The sequence below is a fragment of the Rubrobacter taiwanensis genome (assembly GCF_004337705.1).
Classification (GTDB): Bacteria; Actinomycetota; Rubrobacteria; order Rubrobacterales; family Rubrobacteraceae; genus Rubrobacter_C; species Rubrobacter_C taiwanensis.
Genome location: NZ_SKBU01000014.1, coordinates 117,118 through 137,825, shown reverse-complemented (window position 1 = coordinate 137,825; position 20,708 = coordinate 117,118). Strand labels below are relative to the sequence as shown.

Sequence of the window (20,708 nt, the reverse complement as noted above, 5' to 3'; positions counted from 1 at the left end):
CCCCCCACCCTCTACGAGATCCGGACCGGCCTCGACCGGGCCGCCGAAGAAGCCGGCCGCCAGACCCCCCTGGGCCGCTGGTTCCTCCAGCGCGCCAGAAACCTCCCCGGTGCCGACCTCCCCGAAGACCCCGGCTACATGCCCGTGTGACCGAAACTAAGAGACCGGCAGACAAAACACCGGCAAGACCACCCGCGGCACGAAGTCTGATTCAAAATATGAGTATAGGAATATAAGATTTTATTAGTGAACTCGTTGACATTAATGGGGATAGCGATATAATTTAGGTTAAGGGTAGGAGACACAGAGGAGGTGTCAGGATGGCATTAAGTCCGTTCCGGAGTTTTCGGGATCTGCAGAGTGAGATGGACCGCATGATGGACGACATGTTCCGGTCGTTCATACGTCCGGCGCGGAGGCGTGGTGAGCGATCTGACTGGGTTCCGGCGGTGGACGTCTTCAACCGGGGTGGGGATCTGGTAATCCGGGCTGAGTTGCCGGGGATGAAGCGGGAGGACATAGACATCTCGCTGCAGAATGGGGTTCTCACCATCTCTGGCGAGCGCCGGGACGAGCGTTCGGAGGAAGGCTCGGGGTATCTGATCCGGGAGCGCAGCTACGGTTCGTTCAGCAGGAGCATGAGCCTGCCGGACGATGTGGACGAGAGCAAGATCAGGGCCACCTTCAAAGACGGCCTCCTGGAGGTAACCGTGGAGGGGGCGGCCGCCGTGCAGGAGCCTCGGAGGATCCAGATCGAGGGCTGATGCCCCGCCCAAGACCTCCCGCCATCTGGCGGGGGGTCTCTTATTTTTTTGGAATAATTTTTTCGTTGAACGAGAAAAATTCTCCGGTGGTATGTTTTACGAGGAGGTTCGGGCGTTTAGAATGGGTCTGGAAGCATTGGGAGATCGGGGGTGGAGGTCGGTACCATGGAGTCTATTCCCAGCGCGAGCTACAGTCTTACGTTGAGGGTCGAGTTTCCGCATCGGGCGGGGGCGCTCGGGCGGATTCTGACGGCCGTCGGGGATGCGGGGGGGATGGTTGGGGCGGTGGACATCGTACGGATCGGTCACGAGCGGTCCGTACGGGACATCACGGTTAATGCGCGGGATTCTGAGCATGGCCGGCACATAGTACGTTCGGTGGAGGATCTCCCTGAGGTACGGGTCATCCACGTTTCGGACCGGACCTTCCTCATGCATCTTGGCGGCAAGATCGAGGTTCGCTCCAAGATGCAGCTCAGGACGCGCGACGACCTCTCGATGGCCTACACGCCTGGTGTGGCGCGGGTTTGCCAGGCCATAGCCGAGGATCCGGAGAGCGCTTTCAACCTGACCATCAAGCGCAATACGGTGGCTGTGGTCACTGACGGCACGGCGGTACTGGGGCTGGGGGACATAGGCCCGCGGGCGGCGATGCCGGTCATGGAGGGCAAGGCGATGCTCTTCAAGGAGTTTGCGAACGTTGACGCGTTTCCGGTCTGTCTCGACGCTAAGGAGACCGAGGAGATCATAAGGACGGTCAGGAACATAGCCCCGGGGTTTGGGGGGATAAACCTGGAGGACATCTCCGCTCCGCGTTGCTTTGAGATCGAGGAGAGGCTCAAGCGGGAGCTGGACATCCCGGTCTTCCACGACGACCAGCACGGCACGGCGGTGGTGGTGCTGGCGGCGCTCATCAACGCGCTGAAGCTCGTGGGCAAGAGGATGGAGGATCTGAAGGTGGTCGTGAACGGTCTGGGGGCGGCCGGGGTAGCCTGCACCAAGATACTTCTGGCGGCGGGCGTCAGGAACATAATCGGGTGCGACCGCGGGGGGGTGGTACATGGCGGGAGGGACGATTTGAACGGTTCCAAGCGCTGGTACGCGGAGAACACCAACCCCGAGGGGATCACGGGCACGCTCTCGGACGCGCTGCGGGGTGCGGATCTCTTCCTCGGTCTCTCGGTGCCGGGGGTTCTGAGTGTGGAGGATCTCAAGGCGATGGCCGAGGATCCGATCGTGTTCGCGATGGCCAACCCCGTGCCCGAGATCATGCCCGAGCTGGCCCACGGGCATGTACGGGTCATGGCGACCGGGCGCAGCGACTACCCCAACCAGATCAACAACGTCCTCTGCTTCCCGGGCATCTTCCGGGGGGCTCTGGACAGCCGGGCGCGGGAGATCACGGAGGAGATGAAGCTCGCCGCCGCCGAGGCCATCGCGGGCGTGATCCCGGAGGAGAGTCTGGTCGAGGACTACATCGTACCCAGCGTCTTCGACGAGCGGGTGGCTCCGGCGGTCGCCGAGGCCGTGGAGCGCGCCGCCGCCGAGAGTGGCGTTGCTCGGCGCGTACGCAAGGACGAGGAGCGGGAGGGCTACTCGGGAATGCCGGGAGTATTGCACTGAGGGTGGGGTGAGGGCCCGCCGGGCCCTCACCCCCGCTCTAGCCCGGGTGGTTGAGGACGATCACCCTCTCTTCGGTCATCTCGCGCACGGCGTAGTGCGGACCCTCGCGGGTGTTGCCGGAGTCCTTGGTGCCGCCGTAGGGCATCTGATCCGCCCGGAAGGTGGGAGCTTCGTTGACGAGCACCCCGCCGAACTGCATCGCCTGCGCGGCGGCCAGGGCGTTGCCCAGGTCCCGGGTGAAGATGCCGGCCTGCAGCCCGTAGTTCGTGGAGTTGGCCAGCTCTATGGCCTCCTTTAGGTCCTGGTAGGTGAGCACGGAGGCCACGGGGCCGAAGACCTCCTCGCACGAGACCTTCATCTCCGGCCGCACCCCGTCTATGACGGTGGGGCGCAGGATGCCGTTCTCCAGCTCGCCGCCGGTGAGGACCGAGGCTCCATCTCGCCGTGCTTCTGCTATCCAGTCCATTACGCGCTCGCGGTCCTCGGGTGTTATGAGCGGGCCGACGTCGGTCTCTTCGTCCAGCGGGTCGCCGACCTTAAGCGCCTCAACCTTCGGCACTAGCCGCTCCAGCAGCTCGTCGTGGACATCTCGCTGCACGATAACGCGCTGGATGGAGATGCAGCTCTGTCCGGCGTAGGAGTAGGCGTGAGTGGCTATGGCCGACGCGGCGGCCTCCAGGTCGGCGTCGGAGTGGACGACGAGCGGCGTGGAGTTGCCGAGCTCCAGGGCGACCTTCTTCTTCTTGGCCCGCTCCTGGATGCCCCAGCCGACCGTGCCGCTGCCGGTGAAGGTGATATACCGCACGCGCTCGTCCTCGACCAGCATGCCGCCGACCTCCGAGCCGGAGCCCGGCACCACGCTGATGTACGCCTCCGGCAGCCCGGCGTTCAGCAGGATCTCGGCCAGGTTGAAGCCGGAGAGCGGGGTGGCCGAGGCGGGCTTGAGCACCACCGGGCATCCGGCGGCGACTGCCGGGGCCAGCTTATGTGCCACGAGGTTCACCGGGAAGTTGAACGGCGTGATGGCCCCCACCACCCCGATCGGGAGGCGCAGGGTGAAGGCCAGCTTGCCGGCTCCGGCGGGAGAGGATTCCATCGGGACCAGCTCTCCTGCGAGCTGCCGGGCTTCGACGGCGGCGAAGGTGAAGGTGGAGATAGCCCGCGAGACCTCCAGCCGGGCGGCTTTCATCGGTTTGCCGGCCTCCAGCGCGATGGTGCGGGCGAGGTCCTCGGCATTCTCCTCCACGCTTCTTGCGGCGCGCTCCAGGATCTCGGCCCTCCGGTAGGCCGGGATGGGACTCGACAGGGCTTCGTGCGCGCGTTCGAGCGCCCGCTCGACGTGCTCGGGATCTGCCTTGCCGACCCGGCCGACCTCGGAGTCGTTGTACGGCGAGCGGACGGAGATGTACTCGTTGGCGCGCGTCCATTCACCGCCGATGAGGAGATCTCGGGTCCTGGCCTTGGTCTGCATCTCTTCCTCCTTCTCCGCTCATCCGAAATATACCACCTGGACGCACTGCCTAACCGGCCGTACCATTATCCGTATGGCGCGTTTCCGGCAGATATTCGTGTGTGCGACGCCGGGCGAAGGGCGCTGCGGCGCCAGGGGCGGCGGTGAGCTGCTGCGGCTCTTCGAGGAGGAGGTCGCCCGCCGGGGACTCTCCGGCACGATGGTGGTGCGCAACACCTGCACCCGCCGCCACGAGCGCGGGCCGGTCGTCTTCATCTTCCCGGACGACGTCTGGTACTACGAGGTCGCTCCGGAGGACGTGCCGCGCATCGTCGAGCGGCACGCCGCTGGGGACAGGATCATGGGCTAGCGAATCCGAGGCGGCCGAGCGCGGCATCCATCGCCCAGTCGGCGGTGGTGAGGAGGCGCTCCCGCCGGTCCATGTAGTAGAGGAAGACGCTGCGGTAGAGGGCCTGAGCGGCGCGGCCTTCGAACCTCCGGCCGCTGACCTCGGCGATCGCGCTCTCGGGACCGGTGCTCACGATGTATCCCCGGTTGAGGTACCTGAACGGGGTTCGCCGGCCTCCCCGCAGTCGCTGCCGGATATCTCGGGCGGCGTAGGGCCCCTGCTGCACCGCGACGGAGGCGGTGGGGGGCAGGATGCCGTAGCGGCGGTCTTCGTAGGCCGCTGCGTCGCCGATCACGTACACCTCCGGGTGGGCCGGGAGGGTGAGGTGGCCATCCACCCGCACCCGGCCGAGATCGTCGCGCCCGGCGGGCAGGTCTCTCACCAGCGGCGGGGCGGATACCCCGGCAGCCCAGACCTTGATGCGGGCCGGGATCCACTCCTCTCCGGCCCTGACCGCCTCCGGATGTGACTCTTCGACCGGAGCGTTCAGCCGGACCTCTATCCCCACCTCCTTCAGCCGCCGCAGCGCGACTTCGTGGAAGTAGGGGTCCAGCCAGCCCATCAAGCGGTCGGTGGCCTCCAGCAGCAGGATGCGGGCCTGCAGAGAGCGGCGGCTGCGGCGCCGGAGGTGTTCGAACAGGCTCCCCAGCTCGAACGCCAGCTCCACCCCGGTCGTCCCGCCGCCCACTATGGCTACCGTAAGCAGGCCCGGCTCCCCGCTGCCCCGCTGCGCCCGCTTCCAGCTCTCGCTCAGCTGCCGGCGCAGCTCGAGTGCGTCGTCCAGCGTCCCGAAGAGTGTGAAGTGCTTGCGCAGATCCTCCGGAGGCGGGACGGGGACCGTACCCGGGGCCAGGATCAGGTAGTCGTAGTGGAAGATGCGCCCTCCGGCATGGAGCAGGCGCCCGGCGAGGTCCACGCTCTCCACCTCCGCCTGCGCGAACTCGCAGCGGGCCGCGCGGCAGAGCCGCGGAATGGATGAGACTATGCTTCCGGGATGCACGCGCCCGGCGGCTACCTCGTGTATGAGGGGGGCGAACGCGTATTCTTCGCTGCGGTCGATCAAGGTAACTTGGGCCTCGCCGGCGGGCAGGCTGCGGGCGGCCGAGGCTCCGGCGAACCCCGCCCCCAAAACCACGATGTGCTTCCTCGCTTCTGCCATCTCTCTAGTCTCCCGCCGGACGGAGCACTTTCCCGTGAACCTTACTACACTGGGGCGCTCTGCGCGGGGGTTTACAAAAGATCGCCCTTCCCATAGACTGAACAACAAGTCATTTGGGGATATCTGCCACTTTGACAAGCGGGAGAGCGGCCGGAAGTGGGCTCCGCTCTATCTCTAGGAAGGGGTAATGCTTGACCGAGAAAGAGGAGCTAAACGTAGAAGACATAGCGCCCGGCCTAATCGTGCGCCATACCAGCCGCAAGATAGGGGATCTCACTCCGGAGGAGGCTCGCCGCAAGCTCATAGCCGGCGAGATCTCTTTCTCGGAGTTCGTGGATCAGGCCGGGCCCGAATACCGCGAGATCCTCGAGTTCATGACCGAGTACGACCTGCACCCGGGGCGGCCGCAGGAGGTTCTGCACTGCATAGAGTGCTATGCGGCGGGCCGGGAGAAGGAGCGGCTTAAGCGGCAGCTCGCGCGGCTCTACGACACCGAGGACAGAAAGGCGAGCTAGGAGCGGTCTCTCCGAGAGGCGCCGGCGAAGGGCCGCACCTGGGCGGCCCGCGAGAAGCCCGGTTTCTCTGTATCCGGAGAGCGAGGGTGAGTTATCATGGATGCTGTGAGCGGTGCAATCTTCATAATCCTCCTCATTATCGCCGTGTTTTTAGCAGCGGCCTTCGCTCTCACCAGGAGGACCTACGAGGTTCAGAACCTCTCCGACGGCGAGTATCTGGAGCTGGACGGCGCCTGGATCCGCTACAGGGTGAGCGGTGGCGGGCCGCCGGTGCTGCTGGTACACGGCTGGATGACCTCCTCGGAGCTCTGGGAACCGGTGGCCCGCGCGCTGGAGCGGCAGCATACGGTCTACCGGCTGGATCTGCGGGGCTTCGGGGATTCGGACAAGCCCGCTTCCGGGTACGGCATCCGCAACGGCAGCCGGCTGCTGTACGCCTTCGCGGCGCACTTCGGCCTCACCGGCGTGACGGTGGTCGGGCACGATCTCGGCGGGGCGATGGCCGTCAAGCTGGCGGCGGATCACCGCGAGATCGTGGGCCGGCTGGTTCTGGTCGCCACTCCGGCGAGCGAGGAGCAGATGGATCTTCCGAACCTGTTGTGGCTCTCGACGCTGCCGGTTGTCGGGCCGGTCTTCTACTCCGTGGCGCGTCTGGTCCCGCAGATCAGGGAGTGGTGGCTCCGGCCGTTCGTCTCGGATCCCTCCGCCCTGACCGGGGAACTGATCGAGGCCACGGGCAGGCCCACCCCGGCGGCCGTGCTCCGGACCTACAGAACCGCCCGGCGCGAGCTCACCCGCGGGCGGCTCACGCGGCAGGCCAGGCTGCTGGATATTCCGGCTCTTATCCTGGCCGGAGAGGAGGACGCGGTCGTGGACCCCGCGGCCACGGTCGACTGGGCGCGGACGCTCAAGAACTCCGAGGTCGTGCTCATGCCGGGCTGCGGGCATCTGCCGATGCTGGAGCGTCCGGAGGAGTTCGTCGAGCACCTCGCCTCCGCGCTCGGGGGCTCCGGGGAGGGGGACACCGCGGAGTATCCCGTCGAGAACGCTCCCGCGCCGGAGGGCGAGCCCCGCCGTCCCGGGGGTTACAGCTTCGTGGACGACGACCTCTTCCAGAACCTGAGCGATCCCCGCAGGAGGCGCAGCCCGGAGCCCGAAGCGCCGGAGGCTGCCGGCGAGGAGCCCGAACCGCCGCGCGAGGAACCCCGCCGGGAGCGCGAGCCCGAAGAGGGTGAGGCGCGCGCGGGCGAACCGGACAGCGACAGGAAGCCCGGAGAGGAGATGGAGCGCTCGGAGTTCATGCGCCAGCTCTCGGAGAGGCTGCGGAGTGCGCGGGACAGGAGGCGCCGCGACTCCGGAGCGAGTGAGCGTTAGCGCGTTCTACACGGGCTTCTCGAGGTAGAGCCATTCCCTTATGCCCAGTGCCACGCCCGTGATGAGCGAGCGCTGCCGGGAGGTCTCCCGGAAGCCCAGGGATTCGTAGAGCCTGAGTGCCGGGAAGTTGTTCCCGCTCACCTGCAGGCCGAGCGTGTCCTTGCCATTCTCCCGGCCCCAGTCTTGGGCGGCCCGCAGCAGGGTCCGGGCCATTCCCGAGCGCCGGTAGGCGGGGGCCACGACCAGACGCTCCACGTAGGCTTCCGAAGGCCGGATCTCGTGCCGGGGGTAGGAGAGCAGCAGCGCCGCCCGCCAAGCGTACAGGAGTCCCAGGTGCCGCCTGAGGGAGCGCCAGAGCTCGCGCGAGAGAGCGAGATCGTCGGCTCCGTGCTCCCGGATGCCGAGCGTGGCGGCGATCTCGGTGCCGGAGTCTATGACCAGCGAGCAAGCTCCCGCGCAGGTGCGCTCCAGACGCACCCAGTCCTCCATTATCCGGATCGAGCGGTCCATCTTCCTGCCGAAGGTTGGGTGGAACTTGTCCAGGAAGCCTTCGACCACGAGGCTCGCTATCGCGGCGTCCTCTTCCGGCCGGGCCGGCCGTACGGTGAACGATGCTCCGTCTGCTACCGTCATGCGGTCAGTATCGTATCAGCTGATCAGCCGCCGCCGCATCAGCCGCACCGGCAGCATCGCCAGCGCCGCGGTGAAGATCACTATCCAGGCCACATCCACCAGGATCTCTGGCGAAGGACCCGTCGCCAGCGCGCGGGTCACGTTCACCGCGTGGTAGAGCGGGGTCATCCAGGCTATCTCGGGCACCGGCGTCGGGAAGCCGTCTACGGGGAAGAAGATCCCGGAGAAGAGGAACAGGGGCGTGACGACCAGGGTGAAGTAGTAGGCGTAGAAGTCTATGCTCTTGATGAGGCTGGTAAAGAGCGTCCCCATCACGCTGAACATCACGCCCACGAGGAACAGAAACGGTGGCAGCAGAAGCGCCCACCAGGAGTGCACCAGCCCCAGCACGGCCAGCACGAGCGTGAAGGCCGTGCCGTAGAGGAGGGCGCGCGTCCCGGCCCACAGGTACTCGCCCACCACTATGTCCTCGGCGTTGACCGGTGTGGCTACTATCGCGTCGTATACTTTGCCGAACCTCAGCTTCACGAACGTGTTGTAGGTGCTCTCGAAGGAAGCGGCGAACATGGCGTTGCTCGCCAGCAGCGCCGGGCCGATGAACTGCAGGTAGTCCTGGCCGTCGATCTCCCGCACGAAGGCCCCCAGGCCGAGCCCCAGCGCGGCCAGGTAGAAGAACGGCTCGATGAAGTTCGGCATCAGGGCCGGCTTCCAGAACTTCTTAAAGATGGTGGCATCCCGCTGCCAGACCCGGAACGCCCCCCGCAGGGAGGGCCAGTGCATCCTCACTCGATCAGCCTCCTCCCGGTCAGGCGCAGGAAGACGTCTTCGAGGCTCGCCCGCCGGTAGAGGGTGTTCTCTATCTCTATTCCGGACCGGCGTACCGCTTGCATGAGCGCGTCCGAGTCGTGGGTGTAGGCGAGCAAGAGGTCGGCGCTGCGCTCTACGTGCTCGGCCTCGGTCTCCAGCAGCCGCTGCAGATCCTCCAGGCGGTCCGGGCGGGGCCGGAACTCCAGCACTTCGGGCGAGGTGTTCTCCTCTATGAGGCGCTGCGGCGCCCCCTCCCGGATGATGTTGCCGTTGTCCATGATCACGAGCCGGTCGCACAGCTGGGCGGCTTCGTCCATGTAGTGGGTGGTGAGGATGAGCGTGGTGCCCCCGTTGCGGAGCTGCCGCAGCTTCTCCCACACCAGATGCCGCGCCTGCGGGTCTAGCCCGGTGGTCGGCTCGTCCAGCACCACCAGCTCGGGCGCGTTCACGAGCGCCCGGGCGATGAGCAGCCGCCGCTTCATGCCGCCGGAGAGGTGCTCCACCCGCTCGCCGGACTTCTCGGAGAGCTGGACGAACTCCAGCAGCTCCTCGACGCGCCGCCGGATGAGCTTGCGGGGCAGATCGAAGTACCGGCCGTAGACCAGCAGGTTCTCCCGGACCGTGAGCTCCTCGTCCAGATTGTTCTCCTGCGGGACGACGCCGATGCGGCGCTTGATCTCCCGGATATCCCGGCGCACGTCGCGCCCCACGACGCTGAGCTCGCCCCCGCCGGGGATGACGACGCCGTAGATCATCTTCATCGTCGTGGTCTTGCCGGCGCCGTTGGGTCCCAGAAACCCGAAGCACTCACCCCGGTAGACCTCGAAGTCTATGCCCTTGACGGCCTCGAATTCCCCGTAGGCCTTCCGGAGGCCGCGGGCCTTTAGCGAGACGGGGGTCAACGTCCCGGCCCTCGCTGCGGGCGGGTTTGCGCCCCTGCCGTGTACCATCCGAAGAGATTCACGACCCCATATGGTATACCCTCCGGCTCCCCGGAGGAACAAATCTCTTAGCCGGTGCCTGCCATTGCGCGGCGATCTCGAGTATACTCCCTGACATGCAAGGGAAGAGCTTCGGTTTCTACGCGCTGGGCTTCGTCGCGCTGCTGGCCATCTCCGGGCTTGCAGCCTTCCTCATCGGCGTCTCCCACAGGGAGGACATCTCCGTGGCCCGGCTCTCGCAGCCGGCTGCGGCCACTCCGCTGGAGCTGGCGCAAGAAGGGCCGGAGAGAGAGAACGAAGGGCGCGACCGCAGGGAGGACCGGCGGCTACAGAGCGAGGGGCTTCTCGCCTCCGTTGTGCCTCCGGGCTCCGACCAGCTCTCCCTGACCTTCCCGGCGGCCGGCATCTACGACAACCTGGTCCAGAACACCAGCGATCCGGCGGCCCTGCACCACGGAGCGATCAAGCTCCCCCAGACCGGCTTCCCGTGGCAGGAGGGGGCCAACACCTACATCGCCGGGCACGTACTCGGCTACGTGGGGACGGGCAGCTACATGCAGTTCGCCGGCCTGCCGAACGCGGGTATCGGGGACGAGTTCTACATCACCGACGCCGGAGGAAACCGCTACACCTACCGGGTCTTCGAGACCCTGACCGTCAGCCCCACCGACGTGTGGGTGACGAGCCCCGTCCCGGGGAAGACGGTGGCCTCGCTGCAGACCTGTGTCGGTCCGAACTATGAGTACCGGCTGGTAGTGCGCGGCGAGCTGGTCTCGGTGGACGCCGCATAGAGACGTTCTCTGCCCCGACGCTCCGGGGATACTAAAATTGTGTAACATGATCCGGTACGTTCGGCCGTAGCGAGTGCTGGAGAGAGGAGGATCGCGCACCATGAACAAGGAAGAACTGAACCGGACTGCGACGGCGCTGGTGGCGCCGGGCAAGGGCATCCTGGCAGCCGACGAGAGCTTCGGAACCATTGAGAAGCGCCTGAAGGCCGTCGGCGTCGAGTCCACCGAAGATACCCGGCGGGCGTACCGCGAGATGCTGTTTACTACCGAGGGCATCGGCGAGTACTTAAGCGGCGTCATCCTCTTCGACGAGACGATCCGGCAGCAGACCTCTGACGGCAGGCCCATGCCGGAGGTGCTCAGGGAGCAGGGCGTCATCCCGGGCATCAAGGTGGACAAGAGCACTACGGCCATGCCGCTCTCGCCGCAGGAGAAGTTCACACAGGGGCTCGACGGGCTGCGCGGGCGGCTGGAGGAGTACCGGGGGATGGGGGCCCGATTCACCAAGTGGCGGGCCGTGATCACCATCGGCGAGGGCATCCCCACCGAGCGGTGCATCAGCGCCAACGCCCACGGGCTCGCTCTCTACGCGGCGTTCTCCCAGGAGGCCGGGCTCGTGCCGATAGTGGAGCCCGAGGTGCTCATAGACGGCGACCACACCATCGAGCGGTGCTACGAGGTCACGGAGTGGACCCTCAACCGCACCTTCGAGTACATCTACGAGGCCGGGGTCGAGCTCTCGGGCATGCTCCTGAAGCCGAACATGGTGATCTCCGGCAAGCAGTGCCCGCAGCAGGCCGGAGTCGAGGAGGTCGCCCGCATGACTGTCGAGTGCCTGCTGCGGAGCGTCCCGGCGGCGGTCCCCGGCATCGTCTTCCTCTCCGGCGGCCAGACCGACATTCAGGCCACGGAGCACCTGAACGCCATGAACCGCCTGTACGACAACCTGCCGTGGGAGCTCAGCTTCTCCTACGCCCGCGCGCTGCAGCAGGGCCCGATGGAGACCTGGGCGGGCAACCCGGACAAGGTGGCAGAGGCACAGAAGATCTTCCGCCACCGCGCCCGCATGAACAGCGCGGCCCGCTCCGGCAGCTACAGTGAGGAGCTGGAGAAGGAGCTGGCGGCTTAGAGGATGTCGCTCCGCGACGCTGCGGCCGGCCCTCTGCAGAGGGCCGGCCGCGCTGTTAGCGGGGTTCGTACACGTCGTAGACGATGGGTTCCAGGTTGCCGTCCACGAGGCCGTTGCGGTACTGGATGTAGCGGGCGCGCTGCAGATAGGCCAGCGCCGTCTTGATGCGGCCTTCGAGCTCCGGGATCTCGGCCTCGATCTCCTCCAGCCGGCCGGCGTCGAGGATGACGTCGGACTCGTCGTTCTCCTGCCACATCTCCCAGAGCCTCCGCCAGAGGGCGTCCATCTCGGGGGTCAGAGGATCACGTTCCATGCCGTATCACCTGTGCCTCTTCAGTTCGAAGACTACGTGCGCTATCTCGGGGACGAGCAGCTTCTCCATCGCCAGCCGCACGGCGTTGGCGGAGCCGGGGAGGCAGGCGAGGAACTTGCCGCCGGCGGACCCGGCCGTGGCCCGGCTGAGGATCGCCGCCGCGCCCACCTCCTCGTAGGAGAGGACGCGGAAGAGCTCGCCAAACCCGTCCAGGACCTTGTCCAGCTTGCGGCTTACCACCTCGTAGGTGGTGTCCCGGGCGGAGATGCCGGTGCCGCCGGTGGTGATCACGGCGTCCACGCCGGGATCGGCCAAAAACTCGTCCAGCCGTGCCTCTATCTGCTCCGCCTCATCCTTGACGATGGCACTGCCCGCGATCTCGTGGCCGGCCTCCTGGAGGAGCCTGCGGATCGTGTCCCCGCCGGTATCGGTCTCGGGGGTACGGGTGTCGCTGATGGTCAGCACCGCGACCCGCACGCTCTCCGGGGCGGCCTCGCGGTGTCGCCGGACGCTCTCGCTCAAAATGCGGCACCTCCTGCCAGGAAGGGGTTGCTCCTGCGCTCATCTCCTATGGTGGTCGACGGACCGTGGCCGGGATAGACCCGCGTCTCATCCGGCAGGGCAAGCAGCTTCTCCCGGATGCTGGCGAGCAGCGTCTGGTGGTCCCCGCCGGGCAGGTCGGTGCGCCCGATGCTGCCCGCAAAGAGCGCGTCCCCGGCGAAGACGAGGCCCTCGTCTGCGCAATACAGGGAGAGGTGGCCCGGCGCGTGGCCCGGGGTGTAGAGCGGGTCCAGAGAGAGGTTGCCGACCTCCACGGGCTCGCCCTCCTGCATGTACCCGTCTACCTCCGGAGCTTTGCCGAAGCGGATGCCCATCATCACGGCCTGGGCCGGGGCCTGCCGGAGCATCGGCTCGGCCTCGGGGTGGATCAGGACCGGGCAGGCGTACTCCTGGGCCAGCTCGGCCACGGCTCCGATGTGGTCTATGTGGGCGTGGGTGAGCAGGATCTTCTCTATCTCCAGCCCCGTCTGCTCGACGGCGAGCGCTATCCTCGTCGCCTCGTCGCCGGGGTCTATGATCACGCCGGTCCCGCTCTCCTCGTCGCCGAAGACGTAACAGTTCTCCTGGAAGAGCCCGACCACCAGAGACTCCAGGATCATGCCGCCCTCCCCCTCAGGAGCTCGACCAGCAGGCGTGCCGGGGTCCCGGTGGCACCGCGGGGGGTGTAGGCGTTCCTGGCCCTCTCCTCCAGCCAGGCGGTGCCGGCGATGTCCAGGTGCGCCCACGGGTAGTCCGCGAACTCCTTCAGGAACGCCCCGGCGGTAAGCGCGCCGCCGAAGCGGCCGCCGGAGTTCTTGATGTCGGCGGTGTTGCCTCGGATCTGCTCGGTGTACTCCTCGAAGAGCGGGAGCGGCCAGGCCCGCTCGCCGCTCTTTTCCCCGGCGGTCTGCACCTCGGCGATGAGGTCTTCGTCGTTGCCCATCAGGCCGGAGGCGTGGTGCCCGAGCGCTACCATGCATGCGCCGGTGAGGGTCGCGCAGTCCACGACCGCCGCCGGTTCGTACCGCCGGGCGTAGGAGAGGGCGTCGGCCAGGATCATGCGCCCCTCCGCGTCGGTGGAGACGATCTCGGCCGTCTTGCCCGAGTGCAGCCGGATGACGTCTCCCGGCTTGTACGCCTTACCGCTCGGGAGGTTCTCGGTGGCCGGCACGATGGCGACGACGTTCAGCGGCAGCCCCAGAGCGCCGACGGCCTCCATGGCGCCCAGCACCGCTGCACCGCCACCCATGTCGTACTTCATCTCCTCCATGCCGCTGTGCGGCTTGAGGGAGATGCCGCCGGAGTCGAAGGTGACGGCCTTGCCGACGAGCACGACCGGCGCGCTCTCCCCGCCCCTGCGGTGCTCCAGCACGATGAAGCGCGGCTCCTCTTCCGAGCCCCGTGCCACGGCCAGAAGCCCGCTCAGCCCCTCTTCGGCGGCCCCGGCGCGGTCCAGGACGGTCGTCTGCATACCGTACCGGCCGGCGATCTCCTGCGCTCTCTCCGCAAGGTAGGTCGGGGTTGCGACGTTCCCGGGCTCGTTGGCCAGATCCCGGGCCAGCATCGCTCCCGCTGCCACCTTCACTCCGATCTCTGCACCGCGGTTCGCAGCTCCGGCGTCGTCCGCCACGAGGGTGAAGCTGGCGAGCTCTGCGGGCTCATCATCCTCCTTCGTCTTGTAGCGGTCGAAGCGGTAGAGCCCCAGCGCGGCCCCCTCGGCCGCGGCCTGCGCCGCGTCTTCTGTACCCTCACCCTCCGGTACTGCCAGGGCGAAGGCGGCGCTCTCGCGCTTCAGGGAGCGGGCCTTCTTCGCCGCGGTGGCGGAGGCCCGGCGCAGCCTCTCCCGGTCGAACCTCGCCCGCTCCCCGAGCCCCACGAGCAGAAGGCGCGGCGCGGAGATGGCTCCCCGGCTGTAGATGAGGAGCGTCTCGCCCTCCCTGCCGGAGAAGTCTCCCGAGGATATGGCATCGCCCGCAAGCTCCCGGATCTCCTCCGGCGCGTCCTCGCCCTTGAAGACCCCGACGGCCAGAAGCTCCGCTTCCACGCTCCGCAGCCCGGCGGATAACGCATCGATCTCTACCATGCGATCACCCTCTCCAGAGTAGAGATTCTGCCCTCAAACCACGGCTGATTATACGTGAACTGAGCGCCGGGACGGCGAAGGGCGCGGCCTCCGCGGAGGCCGCGCCCTCCCATCCGGTGCCTACAGGACGGGCAGGTACTTCTTCAGCTCGAAGGGGGTGACCTGTATGCGGTACTCCTCCCACTCGTCGCGCTTGAGGTTCAGCAGGCGCTTGAAGATGTGCTCCCCGAGGCACTTCTGCAGCAGCTCGGAGTCCTCGGCCTCCTGAATCGCCTCTCCCAGGGAGGCGGGGAGGCTCTGGATGCCGAGCCGCTGCCGCTCGTCGTGGGAGAGGTGGTAGAGGTTGCGCTCCATCGGTTCCGGAAGCTCATAACCGCGCTCGATCCCCTCGAGGCCCGCGTGCAGCAGGGCGGCGAAGCACAGGTAGGGGTTAGCTGCGGGATCGGGGCACCGGATCTCGGCCCGCGTGGCCTGCTCCTTGCCGGGGTGGTAGAGCGGGACACGCACCAGCGCCGAGCGGTTGCGGCGGCTCCAGGCGATGTAGACCGGGGCCTCGTAGCCCGGCACGAGCCGCTTGTAGGAGTTTACGTACTGGGCGAAGATGATCGAGATCTCGCGCGCGTGGCGCAGCTGGCCCGCGATGAACGCCTTGGCCACGTCCGAGAGATAGAACTGGTCGTCCGGGTCGAAGAAGGCGTTCTTGCCGTTCGAGAAGAGGCTCTGGTGGGTGTGCATGCCGGAGCCGTTCTGGTCCTGGATCGGCTTGGGCATGAAGGTGGCGTAGACGCCGTGGCGCTGGGCGATCTCCTTCACGACCGTCTTGTAGGTCATGGCTTTGTCCGCCATCTCCAGCGCCGAGTCGTAGCGCAGGTCTATCTCGTGCTGGCTGTTGCCGACCTCGTGGTGGGAGTACTCCACGTTGATGTCCAGCTTCTCCAGCGCGAGCACCGTGTCGCGCCGCAGGTTGGTGGCAGCGTCCAGCGTTGTGTGGTCGAAGTAGCTGCCGTAGTCCAGCAGCTCGGTGCCGTAGGGGTCCTTGAAATAGAAGAACTCCAGCTCCGGCCCGACATAGAAGTTGTCGAAGCCCATCTCGTTGGCGCGCTCCAGAGCCCGGCGCAGGACGTGCCGCGGGTCGCCGACGTACGGGTCCCCCTCCGGCGTGCGCACGTCACAGAACATGCGGGCGACGGCGTTCTCCCGCGGGCTCCAGGGGAATAGCTGGAAGGTCGAGGTGTCCGGCATGGCGATCATGTCCGACTCCTCGATGTCGTTGTAGCCGGTGATGGAGCTGCCGTCGAAGCCCATCCCGCCGTCCAGGGCGTCCTCCAGCTCCCCGACAGTGATCGCGAAGCTCTTCAGGTTGCCGAGAATGTCCGTGAACCACAGCCGGATGAACTTGACGTTGTTCTCCTCGGCCAGCCGGAGAACGTCTTCTCTGCTCAACTCCGCCAAAAGTCTTCCTCCTTTGCGACCGGTGCAGCGATATCCCATATAATAGGGGGCGCAGTCCCGGGCGGATACGGCCCGGTGTATAACCGGAGAAGGGCTTTCTCCCCGGTATTTTGGCCGGATGTACAAAAGGCGGGGATACGGGCATCCTCGGCATCCGGGGTAGGGCCGGAGACGGAAGCGTTGGCGACCCAGAGATACGGGGGAGAGCGCATGGACGAAAGACCCGAGGAGCGCCGGCGGCGCGGGCCGCTGGACGAGGGCGAGACCGGGGAGACGACGCGCCGGGTTTCACCGGAGGGTGATGCGGACCGGACGCAGCGGATCCCGCGCGGAGATGCGGATGAGGAGCGAACCCGGGTGATCCGCTCCGGGGACGAGGAGTCTCACACGCGTCCCTACTCCGCCCGGGGATATCTGGAGGCCGCCGAGGAGCGGCACGCCCGCCTGCGGGACCTGTACGGCGGGGTGGACTGGCTGGCCAGCTTCGTCGGCTGGATCGTGGCCGGGGTGGTTCTGGGTTTTCTCTCGCTGATCGCGAGCGTGGTCCTGATCCCGCTGGGGTTCACGCTGGATATCGGGGCGGAGGACTTAGGAGCCACCACGATCACGGGCCTGATAATCATCGGGGTGCTGCTCTTCGCGGGCTACTTCGCGGGGGGATATGTGGCCGGGCGCATGGCCCGTTTCGACGGCGGCCGCAACGGGGCTATGGTCGTCGTCTGGGGGCTGCTCATCAGCATCGTGCTCGGCGCGGCGGCGGCGTTCTTGCCGGGCGAGCTCTTCGGGGCCGTCCAGCAGTTCGTGGCCGGTACCGTCGTTCCGGCGGTCGGCGGTCTGGCCGGGACCGGATTTGTGGGGCTGGGCATCCTGGTCGGCGTGCTGGCCGTCTCTCTGCTGGGAGGCTTCCTGGGCGGGCGCGCCGGGAGCAACTTCCACACCCGCATAGACTACACGACCTAGAGAGGAAGGAGGCTCGGGTTGGCCACGATACCCTTCGACGAGGCGCAGCGCCGGGTGCGGGAGCTTCCCGGCTGGGAGGTCTCGCAGAACTTCATCACCAAGACCTACGAGCTGGAGGACTTCAGGGCCGCGCTGGAATTCGTAAACCGCGTGGGAGAGCTGGCCGAGTCGGCCAACCACCATCCGGACATAGACATCCGGTACAACAGGGTCACCCTTACCCTGACCACGCACTCTGAGGGAGGTCTGACCGACAGGGACTTCGAGCTGGCCCGCCGGATAGAGTCCGGCTAGGGCCGCCCGGCGGGCGGGAACTCCCGGGTACGGCGGGCGATGTCCCGGGCCACCTCCACCAGGGAGCCGGTCTCCCGCCAGACCTCCAGCTGCCGCTCGGCGCCGGCGGGTTCGTCCAGAATGCGCTCCACGCCGGAGAGGTCCCTACCGGCCGGTTGCAGGTACTCCAGGAATCTCTCCAGCGCCCGGCGGGTGGGGATGCCCTCGTGCGTCTCGTGGTCTACCAATACCCCCTCCATCCCGTAGCGTTGGGCGCTCCATTTGTTCTCCTCTATCTCGCGGTTCGGGCGCACGGGCCGGAGCTCGCCCGCCTCGTACTCGCCGCGCAGCACGTCGCAGAGCGCCGCGCCCAGAGCTATGAGCGCCTCGGTGCGCCACAGCTCCGTCTGGGCGTCGAAGGCGCGCAGCTCGATCGTCGAGAGCACGGGATGGGGCCGGATGTCCCACCAGATCTCACCCAGTTTCAGTATCGTGCCTGAGCGCTGCAGGTAGTCCACGTACTTGAGGTAGTCGTCCCAAGACCTCAGTGGCTCGGGGAGCCCGGCTCGGTGGAGGGATCTGGAGAAGACGAAGGTGCGACTGGAGAGCATGTCCGTGTATTCGCCCTGCCAGAACGGGGAGTTGACCGAGAGGGCCAGCATGTGGGGTACGTACTCGCGCAGCCGGTTGAAGAGGTAGACCGCCTTCTCCTTCTCCTGCACGGCGTAGTGGACGTGCAGGGCGAAGGTGTTGTTGCGCCGGATGATCCAGCCCAGCCGCTCCTCCAGCCGCCGGTAGTGTGGGGTGTCTATTATCTCTTGCTCCCGCCACTCGCCGATGGGGTGCGTCCCGCTCGTTCCCAGCACCCGGCTCAGGCGCTCGGCCCAGCCGAGCAGCTCCCGGCGGCGGTCCGCGACGTCCCTCACCACGGAGGCCGGCTCGCGGTGCACGCCGCTGTTGACCTCTATCTCGCAGTCGATGAGTTCGCCCGAGAAGCGCCCCGCCGGCGAACCGCTCAGTATTTTCTGCGCTCCTCCGGCCAGCTTCATGGACTCCGGGTGCGCCAGCCACAGCTCCTCCTCGACTCCCAGCATACCCTCCGGAGCGCCGGTCTCGAACGCTTCCTCGGGGACCAGAAACTCTTCCGTAGAGCTGCTCAAAGCCCTCCCTCGCACGTATGCCCGACAGATATCGTCAAATAATAGAGATTCTACCTGTTGCTGCGGGAGAGTTTCCGGGCGCAGTAGAATATCCGCTGCATCGGACTGAGATGGAGAGAGGAGGCTGAGATGGTAGAGGTGGGAAGCAAGGCTCCGGAGTTTACCCTGCCGGCGGACAGCTGGGAGAGCAGGGTGTCGCTTGGCGACTTCCTGAAGGAGGGAGATGTCGCGCTCTTCTTCTACCCCGGTGACTGGTCCAGCGTCTGCACCGACCAGCTGGACGAGATCCAGCAGCACCTGGACGAGTTCGAGCGGCGGGGAGTCCGGGTGCTCGCCGTGAGCACCGATTCTCCGTGGTCGCACCGGGCGTGGGCGGAGGCCCGCGGCATCTCTTTCCCGCTGCTGGCGGACTTCAACAAGGAGGTCTCGCGCAGCTACGGGGTGCTGCGTGAGCAGGGCTTCCCGGACCGGGCGTATTTCGTTGTGGACCGCTCCGGCGTGGTGCGGGCCCGGCGCGTTGAGAAGACACCGAAGGACCGGCCGGACCTGAAGCAGGTCCTGCAGGATCTGGACGCGGTGCTGTAGGGGGCATGGACCGGGAGCGGAAACCGGAGCCCGGGGTCTCGCCGGGGCAGGTCTCCTCCGCCGCCACCACGGCTCTGACGCTCTGTTACAGCGCTCCGATGCCCGGCTGCGGCTCCCGCTACGCCGACCGGGACGTGGCGCACGAGACGCGCCTGCTCGGGGTTCCGCTGCTGAGCGCGGCGCTCGGGTATGCGGGAGAACGCGCCGTGGGAGAGGTGGTGCTGGATGCGGTGACGGCGGCCCGGAGGCTGACCGGCTCTGCGGACCTGCGGGTCGCAGGCGCTCTGGCTCCGCTGGCCCGCAGCGCGCTGCTGGGACAGAGGCTGGGGCTCGTGCTGCGGCGCCTCACACACCGCGACGTGCGGGCTTTCGCGCGGGCGCTGGAGGTCTCTGGAGCCGGCGGAGCGCTGGCCGGTGCCATCGAAGTGACGCTCGGGGCCGGAAAGGAGGCCACCCTCCGGGACGCAATGCGCTTCGCGGCGAACCGCGACCCGCTGGCCCGTGAGTACTCCCGGGGCTTCGAGGTCACGCGGCAGCTCGCCTACCCCTCCCTGATGAGCGCTCTCGGCCGCGCCGAGGCGATCCGCTCGGCTCTGGTGCAGGCGTACCTGGAGGTTCTGGCCGAGGTTCCGGATCTGGACGTGGAGGCCCGCGCCGGGCGCAAGGAGGCTGAGGAGGTCTCGCGCATGGCGCGCGGTGTGCTCAAGGCCGGAGGCGTTTACTCCCGCAGAGGGGTGCAGCAGATCTCCAACCTCAACGGCCTGCTGCGCTCCGACCCGCGCCTCTATCCCTCGGCCACCGAGCCGGTGGTTGCGGCCGCAGCCTTCCTGACCGCCGTGGAGAACGGTGCGGAGTTTCTGAACTACCGGGTGCGCCCGGCCCTGCAGCCGTAGCTCCGGCCGTGGTAGTGTAGGTGGAGATGTGGATGACCGGGGAGAGAGGCGGGTAGAGCGGATAGAGCGCCGCACGGAGCCCATCATGCTGCTGCTGGCGTTCGTTTATCTACTGCTGATCATCGCCCGGTTCCTGCCGGAGGTCCCGGGATTCGTCCGGGCGAGCCTGGGAACGGTGGAGCTCGTCATCATCGCGGTGTTCGCGGTGGAGCTGGCGGTGCGGGTCTGGGCGGCTGAGCGGCGGCTCGCGTACCTGCGCCGCAACTGGCTCTCCGTTCTGATCGTCCTGCTCCCCTTCCTGCGGCCGCTGAGGCTGCTGATGCTCCTTCCCTTCTTCCTCAGGACCCTCAGCGGCCTGCGGCGGCTGCTCGGGCGCTACCGGGGCGCCTATGTGGCTGCCGTTGCGGCCCTCTCGGTATTCACGGCGGCGCTGCTGATGCTGGCCTTCGAGCGGCGGGCCAACGCGGAGATAGAGAACTTCGCCGACGCTCTGTGGTGGGCGTTCGTGACCATAACCACCGTCGGCTACGGCGACATAAGCCCGGTGACGGGCGAGGGACGCATCATAGCTGTCTTTCTGATGGTGCTCGGCATAACCCTCTTCGGCGTTCTGACGGCCGGCCTCGCCGCGTTCTTTGTCGAGGGGGCCTCCTGGGAGGAGGAGCCGGAAGAGGTGACCGCCCGGGACATCATGCGGAAACTGGAGTCGCTGGAGCGCCGGCTGGACGAGCAGGACCGGGCTCTGGAGCGTCTACGCCGCGCGAGCGAGGCCGGAATCTCGGACGAAGGTTGAGCCTTCCGGGTCCGGCCATGATCGGATACCCGGCTTTTGGCGGCGGCTGCGCTAGAATCTC

The 20,708-nt window shown here is 67.1% G+C and carries 23 protein-coding genes; 12 read left to right on the top strand and 11 right to left on the bottom strand.

Annotated features, from left to right (window positions below; genetic code table 11):
* The first annotated feature begins 320 nt into the window (after positions 1-320).
* Complete coding sequence (locus E0L93_RS07635; RefSeq protein WP_132690585.1) at positions 321-764, top strand: Hsp20/alpha crystallin family protein; 444 nt, start codon at positions 321-323, stop codon at positions 762-764.
* A gap of 165 nt (positions 765-929) precedes the next feature.
* Positions 930-2,387, top strand: coding sequence for an NAD-dependent malic enzyme (locus tag E0L93_RS07630; RefSeq protein WP_132690609.1), 1,458 nt, complete (start codon positions 930-932; stop codon positions 2,385-2,387).
* Between the two features lie 37 nt (positions 2,388-2,424).
* Here the strand turns inward: E0L93_RS07630 and E0L93_RS07625 are convergent, their stop codons facing one another.
* Positions 2,425-3,858, bottom strand: coding sequence for an aldehyde dehydrogenase family protein (locus tag E0L93_RS07625; protein WP_132690583.1), 1,434 nt, complete (start codon positions 3,856-3,858; stop codon positions 2,425-2,427).
* A 73-nt stretch (positions 3,859-3,931) separates the two neighbouring features.
* Between E0L93_RS07625 and E0L93_RS07620 the strand changes: the two genes are divergently transcribed.
* A complete protein-coding gene (locus E0L93_RS07620) occupies positions 3,932-4,207 on the top strand; it encodes a (2Fe-2S) ferredoxin domain-containing protein (RefSeq protein WP_132690581.1) in 276 nt (91 codons plus the stop codon).
* Here E0L93_RS07620 and E0L93_RS07615 read toward each other — a convergent pair.
* Complete coding sequence (locus E0L93_RS07615; RefSeq protein WP_132690579.1) at positions 4,197-5,405, bottom strand: NAD(P)/FAD-dependent oxidoreductase; 1,209 nt, start codon at positions 5,403-5,405, stop codon at positions 4,197-4,199. The genes E0L93_RS07620 and E0L93_RS07615 overlap by 11 nt on opposite strands.
* A 191-nt stretch (positions 5,406-5,596) precedes the next feature.
* Here E0L93_RS07615 and E0L93_RS07610 point away from each other — a divergent pair, with 191 nt between their 5' ends.
* Entirely contained in the window at positions 5,597-5,920 is a 324-nt protein-coding gene (locus E0L93_RS07610; protein WP_132690577.1) for a hypothetical protein, read from the top strand.
* A gap of 105 nt (positions 5,921-6,025) precedes the next feature.
* A complete protein-coding gene (locus tag E0L93_RS07605; protein WP_165874231.1) occupies positions 6,026-7,294 on the top strand; it encodes an alpha/beta fold hydrolase in 1,269 nt (422 codons plus the stop codon).
* A 6-nt stretch (positions 7,295-7,300) separates the two neighbouring features.
* Here the strand turns inward: E0L93_RS07605 and E0L93_RS07600 are convergent, their stop codons facing one another.
* From E0L93_RS07600 to E0L93_RS07590, 3 genes are read right to left on the bottom strand one after another with little or no spacing between them, the layout of a single operon-like run.
* Positions 7,301-7,927 carry a GNAT family N-acetyltransferase gene (locus tag E0L93_RS07600; protein ID WP_132690573.1) on the bottom strand — a complete coding sequence of 209 codons (627 nt, stop codon included), beginning with the start codon at positions 7,925-7,927 and terminating at the stop codon, positions 7,301-7,303.
* Positions 7,928-7,942: 15 nt separating this feature from the next.
* The gene (locus tag E0L93_RS07595) at positions 7,943-8,707 is read right to left on the bottom strand and encodes an ABC transporter permease (RefSeq protein WP_132690607.1); all 765 of its coding nucleotides are present in this window, start codon (positions 8,705-8,707) and stop codon (positions 7,943-7,945) included.
* 2 nt (positions 8,708-8,709) lie between these two features.
* Positions 8,710-9,684 carry an ABC transporter ATP-binding protein gene (locus E0L93_RS07590; RefSeq protein ID WP_132690571.1) on the bottom strand — a complete coding sequence of 325 codons (975 nt, stop codon included), beginning with the start codon at positions 9,682-9,684 and terminating at the stop codon, positions 8,710-8,712.
* A 107-nt stretch (positions 9,685-9,791) separates the two neighbouring features.
* On the opposite strand from E0L93_RS07590, the gene E0L93_RS07585 reads away from it, so the two are divergent.
* Together E0L93_RS07585 and E0L93_RS07580 are read left to right on the top strand one after the other, a co-directional pair.
* Complete coding sequence (locus E0L93_RS07585; protein WP_132690569.1) at positions 9,792-10,466, top strand: sortase; 675 nt, start codon at positions 9,792-9,794, stop codon at positions 10,464-10,466.
* Positions 10,467-10,566: 100 nt separating this feature from the next.
* Positions 10,567-11,595: a class I fructose-bisphosphate aldolase gene (locus E0L93_RS07580; RefSeq protein ID WP_132690567.1), complete on the top strand. Its 1,029-nt coding sequence runs from the start codon at positions 10,567-10,569 to the stop codon at positions 11,593-11,595.
* A gap of 55 nt (positions 11,596-11,650) precedes the next feature.
* On the opposite strand, the gene E0L93_RS07575 is transcribed toward E0L93_RS07580, so the two are convergent.
* The 5 genes from E0L93_RS07575 to E0L93_RS07555 form a co-directional block, all read right to left on the bottom strand.
* The gene (locus tag E0L93_RS07575; RefSeq protein WP_132690565.1) at positions 11,651-11,908 is read right to left on the bottom strand and encodes a hypothetical protein; all 258 of its coding nucleotides are present in this window, start codon (positions 11,906-11,908) and stop codon (positions 11,651-11,653) included.
* 6 nt (positions 11,909-11,914) lie between these two features.
* Positions 11,915-12,430 carry a MogA/MoaB family molybdenum cofactor biosynthesis protein gene (locus E0L93_RS07570; protein WP_207890373.1) on the bottom strand — a complete coding sequence of 172 codons (516 nt, stop codon included), beginning with the start codon at positions 12,428-12,430 and terminating at the stop codon, positions 11,915-11,917.
* Positions 12,427-13,068 (bottom strand): MBL fold metallo-hydrolase, encoded by a 642-nt coding sequence (locus E0L93_RS07565; RefSeq protein WP_132690561.1) that lies wholly within the window; start codon positions 13,066-13,068, stop codon positions 12,427-12,429. Before E0L93_RS07565 ends, E0L93_RS07570 begins: the two co-directional genes overlap by 4 nt.
* The gene (locus E0L93_RS07560) at positions 13,065-14,531 is read right to left on the bottom strand and encodes a leucyl aminopeptidase (protein WP_132690559.1); all 1,467 of its coding nucleotides are present in this window, start codon (positions 14,529-14,531) and stop codon (positions 13,065-13,067) included. The genes E0L93_RS07565 and E0L93_RS07560 overlap by 4 nt, the downstream gene beginning before the upstream one ends.
* A 120-nt stretch (positions 14,532-14,651) precedes the next feature.
* Positions 14,652-16,022: a glutamine synthetase family protein gene (locus E0L93_RS07555; RefSeq protein ID WP_132690557.1), complete on the bottom strand. Its 1,371-nt coding sequence runs from the start codon at positions 16,020-16,022 to the stop codon at positions 14,652-14,654.
* Positions 16,023-16,163: 141 nt separating this feature from the next.
* On the opposite strand from E0L93_RS07555, the gene E0L93_RS07550 reads away from it, so the two are divergent.
* Together E0L93_RS07550 and E0L93_RS07545 are read left to right on the top strand one after the other, a co-directional pair.
* Complete coding sequence (locus E0L93_RS07550) at positions 16,164-16,943, top strand: YrzE family protein (RefSeq protein ID WP_132690555.1); 780 nt, start codon at positions 16,164-16,166, stop codon at positions 16,941-16,943.
* 18 nt (positions 16,944-16,961) lie between these two features.
* A complete protein-coding gene (locus tag E0L93_RS07545) occupies positions 16,962-17,237 on the top strand; it encodes a 4a-hydroxytetrahydrobiopterin dehydratase (RefSeq protein ID WP_132690553.1) in 276 nt (91 codons plus the stop codon).
* Here E0L93_RS07545 and E0L93_RS07540 read toward each other — a convergent pair.
* The gene (locus tag E0L93_RS07540) at positions 17,234-18,376 is read right to left on the bottom strand and encodes a carboxylate-amine ligase (protein WP_132690551.1); all 1,143 of its coding nucleotides are present in this window, start codon (positions 18,374-18,376) and stop codon (positions 17,234-17,236) included. The two genes, E0L93_RS07545 and E0L93_RS07540, sit on opposite strands and share 4 nt — an antisense overlap.
* Positions 18,377-18,505: 129 nt before the next feature.
* Here E0L93_RS07540 and E0L93_RS07535 point away from each other — a divergent pair, with 129 nt between their 5' ends.
* From E0L93_RS07535 to E0L93_RS07525, 3 genes are read left to right on the top strand one after another with little or no spacing between them, the layout of a single operon-like run.
* A complete protein-coding gene (locus E0L93_RS07535; protein WP_132690549.1) occupies positions 18,506-18,961 on the top strand; it encodes a redoxin domain-containing protein in 456 nt (151 codons plus the stop codon).
* A 5-nt stretch (positions 18,962-18,966) separates the two neighbouring features.
* Positions 18,967-19,854: a triphosphoribosyl-dephospho-CoA synthase gene (locus E0L93_RS07530; protein ID WP_132690547.1), complete on the top strand. Its 888-nt coding sequence runs from the start codon at positions 18,967-18,969 to the stop codon at positions 19,852-19,854.
* Positions 19,855-19,882: 28 nt separating this feature from the next.
* Entirely contained in the window at positions 19,883-20,647 is a 765-nt protein-coding gene (locus E0L93_RS07525; RefSeq protein WP_132690545.1) for a potassium channel family protein, read from the top strand.
* Positions 20,648-20,708: the final 61 nt, after the last annotated feature.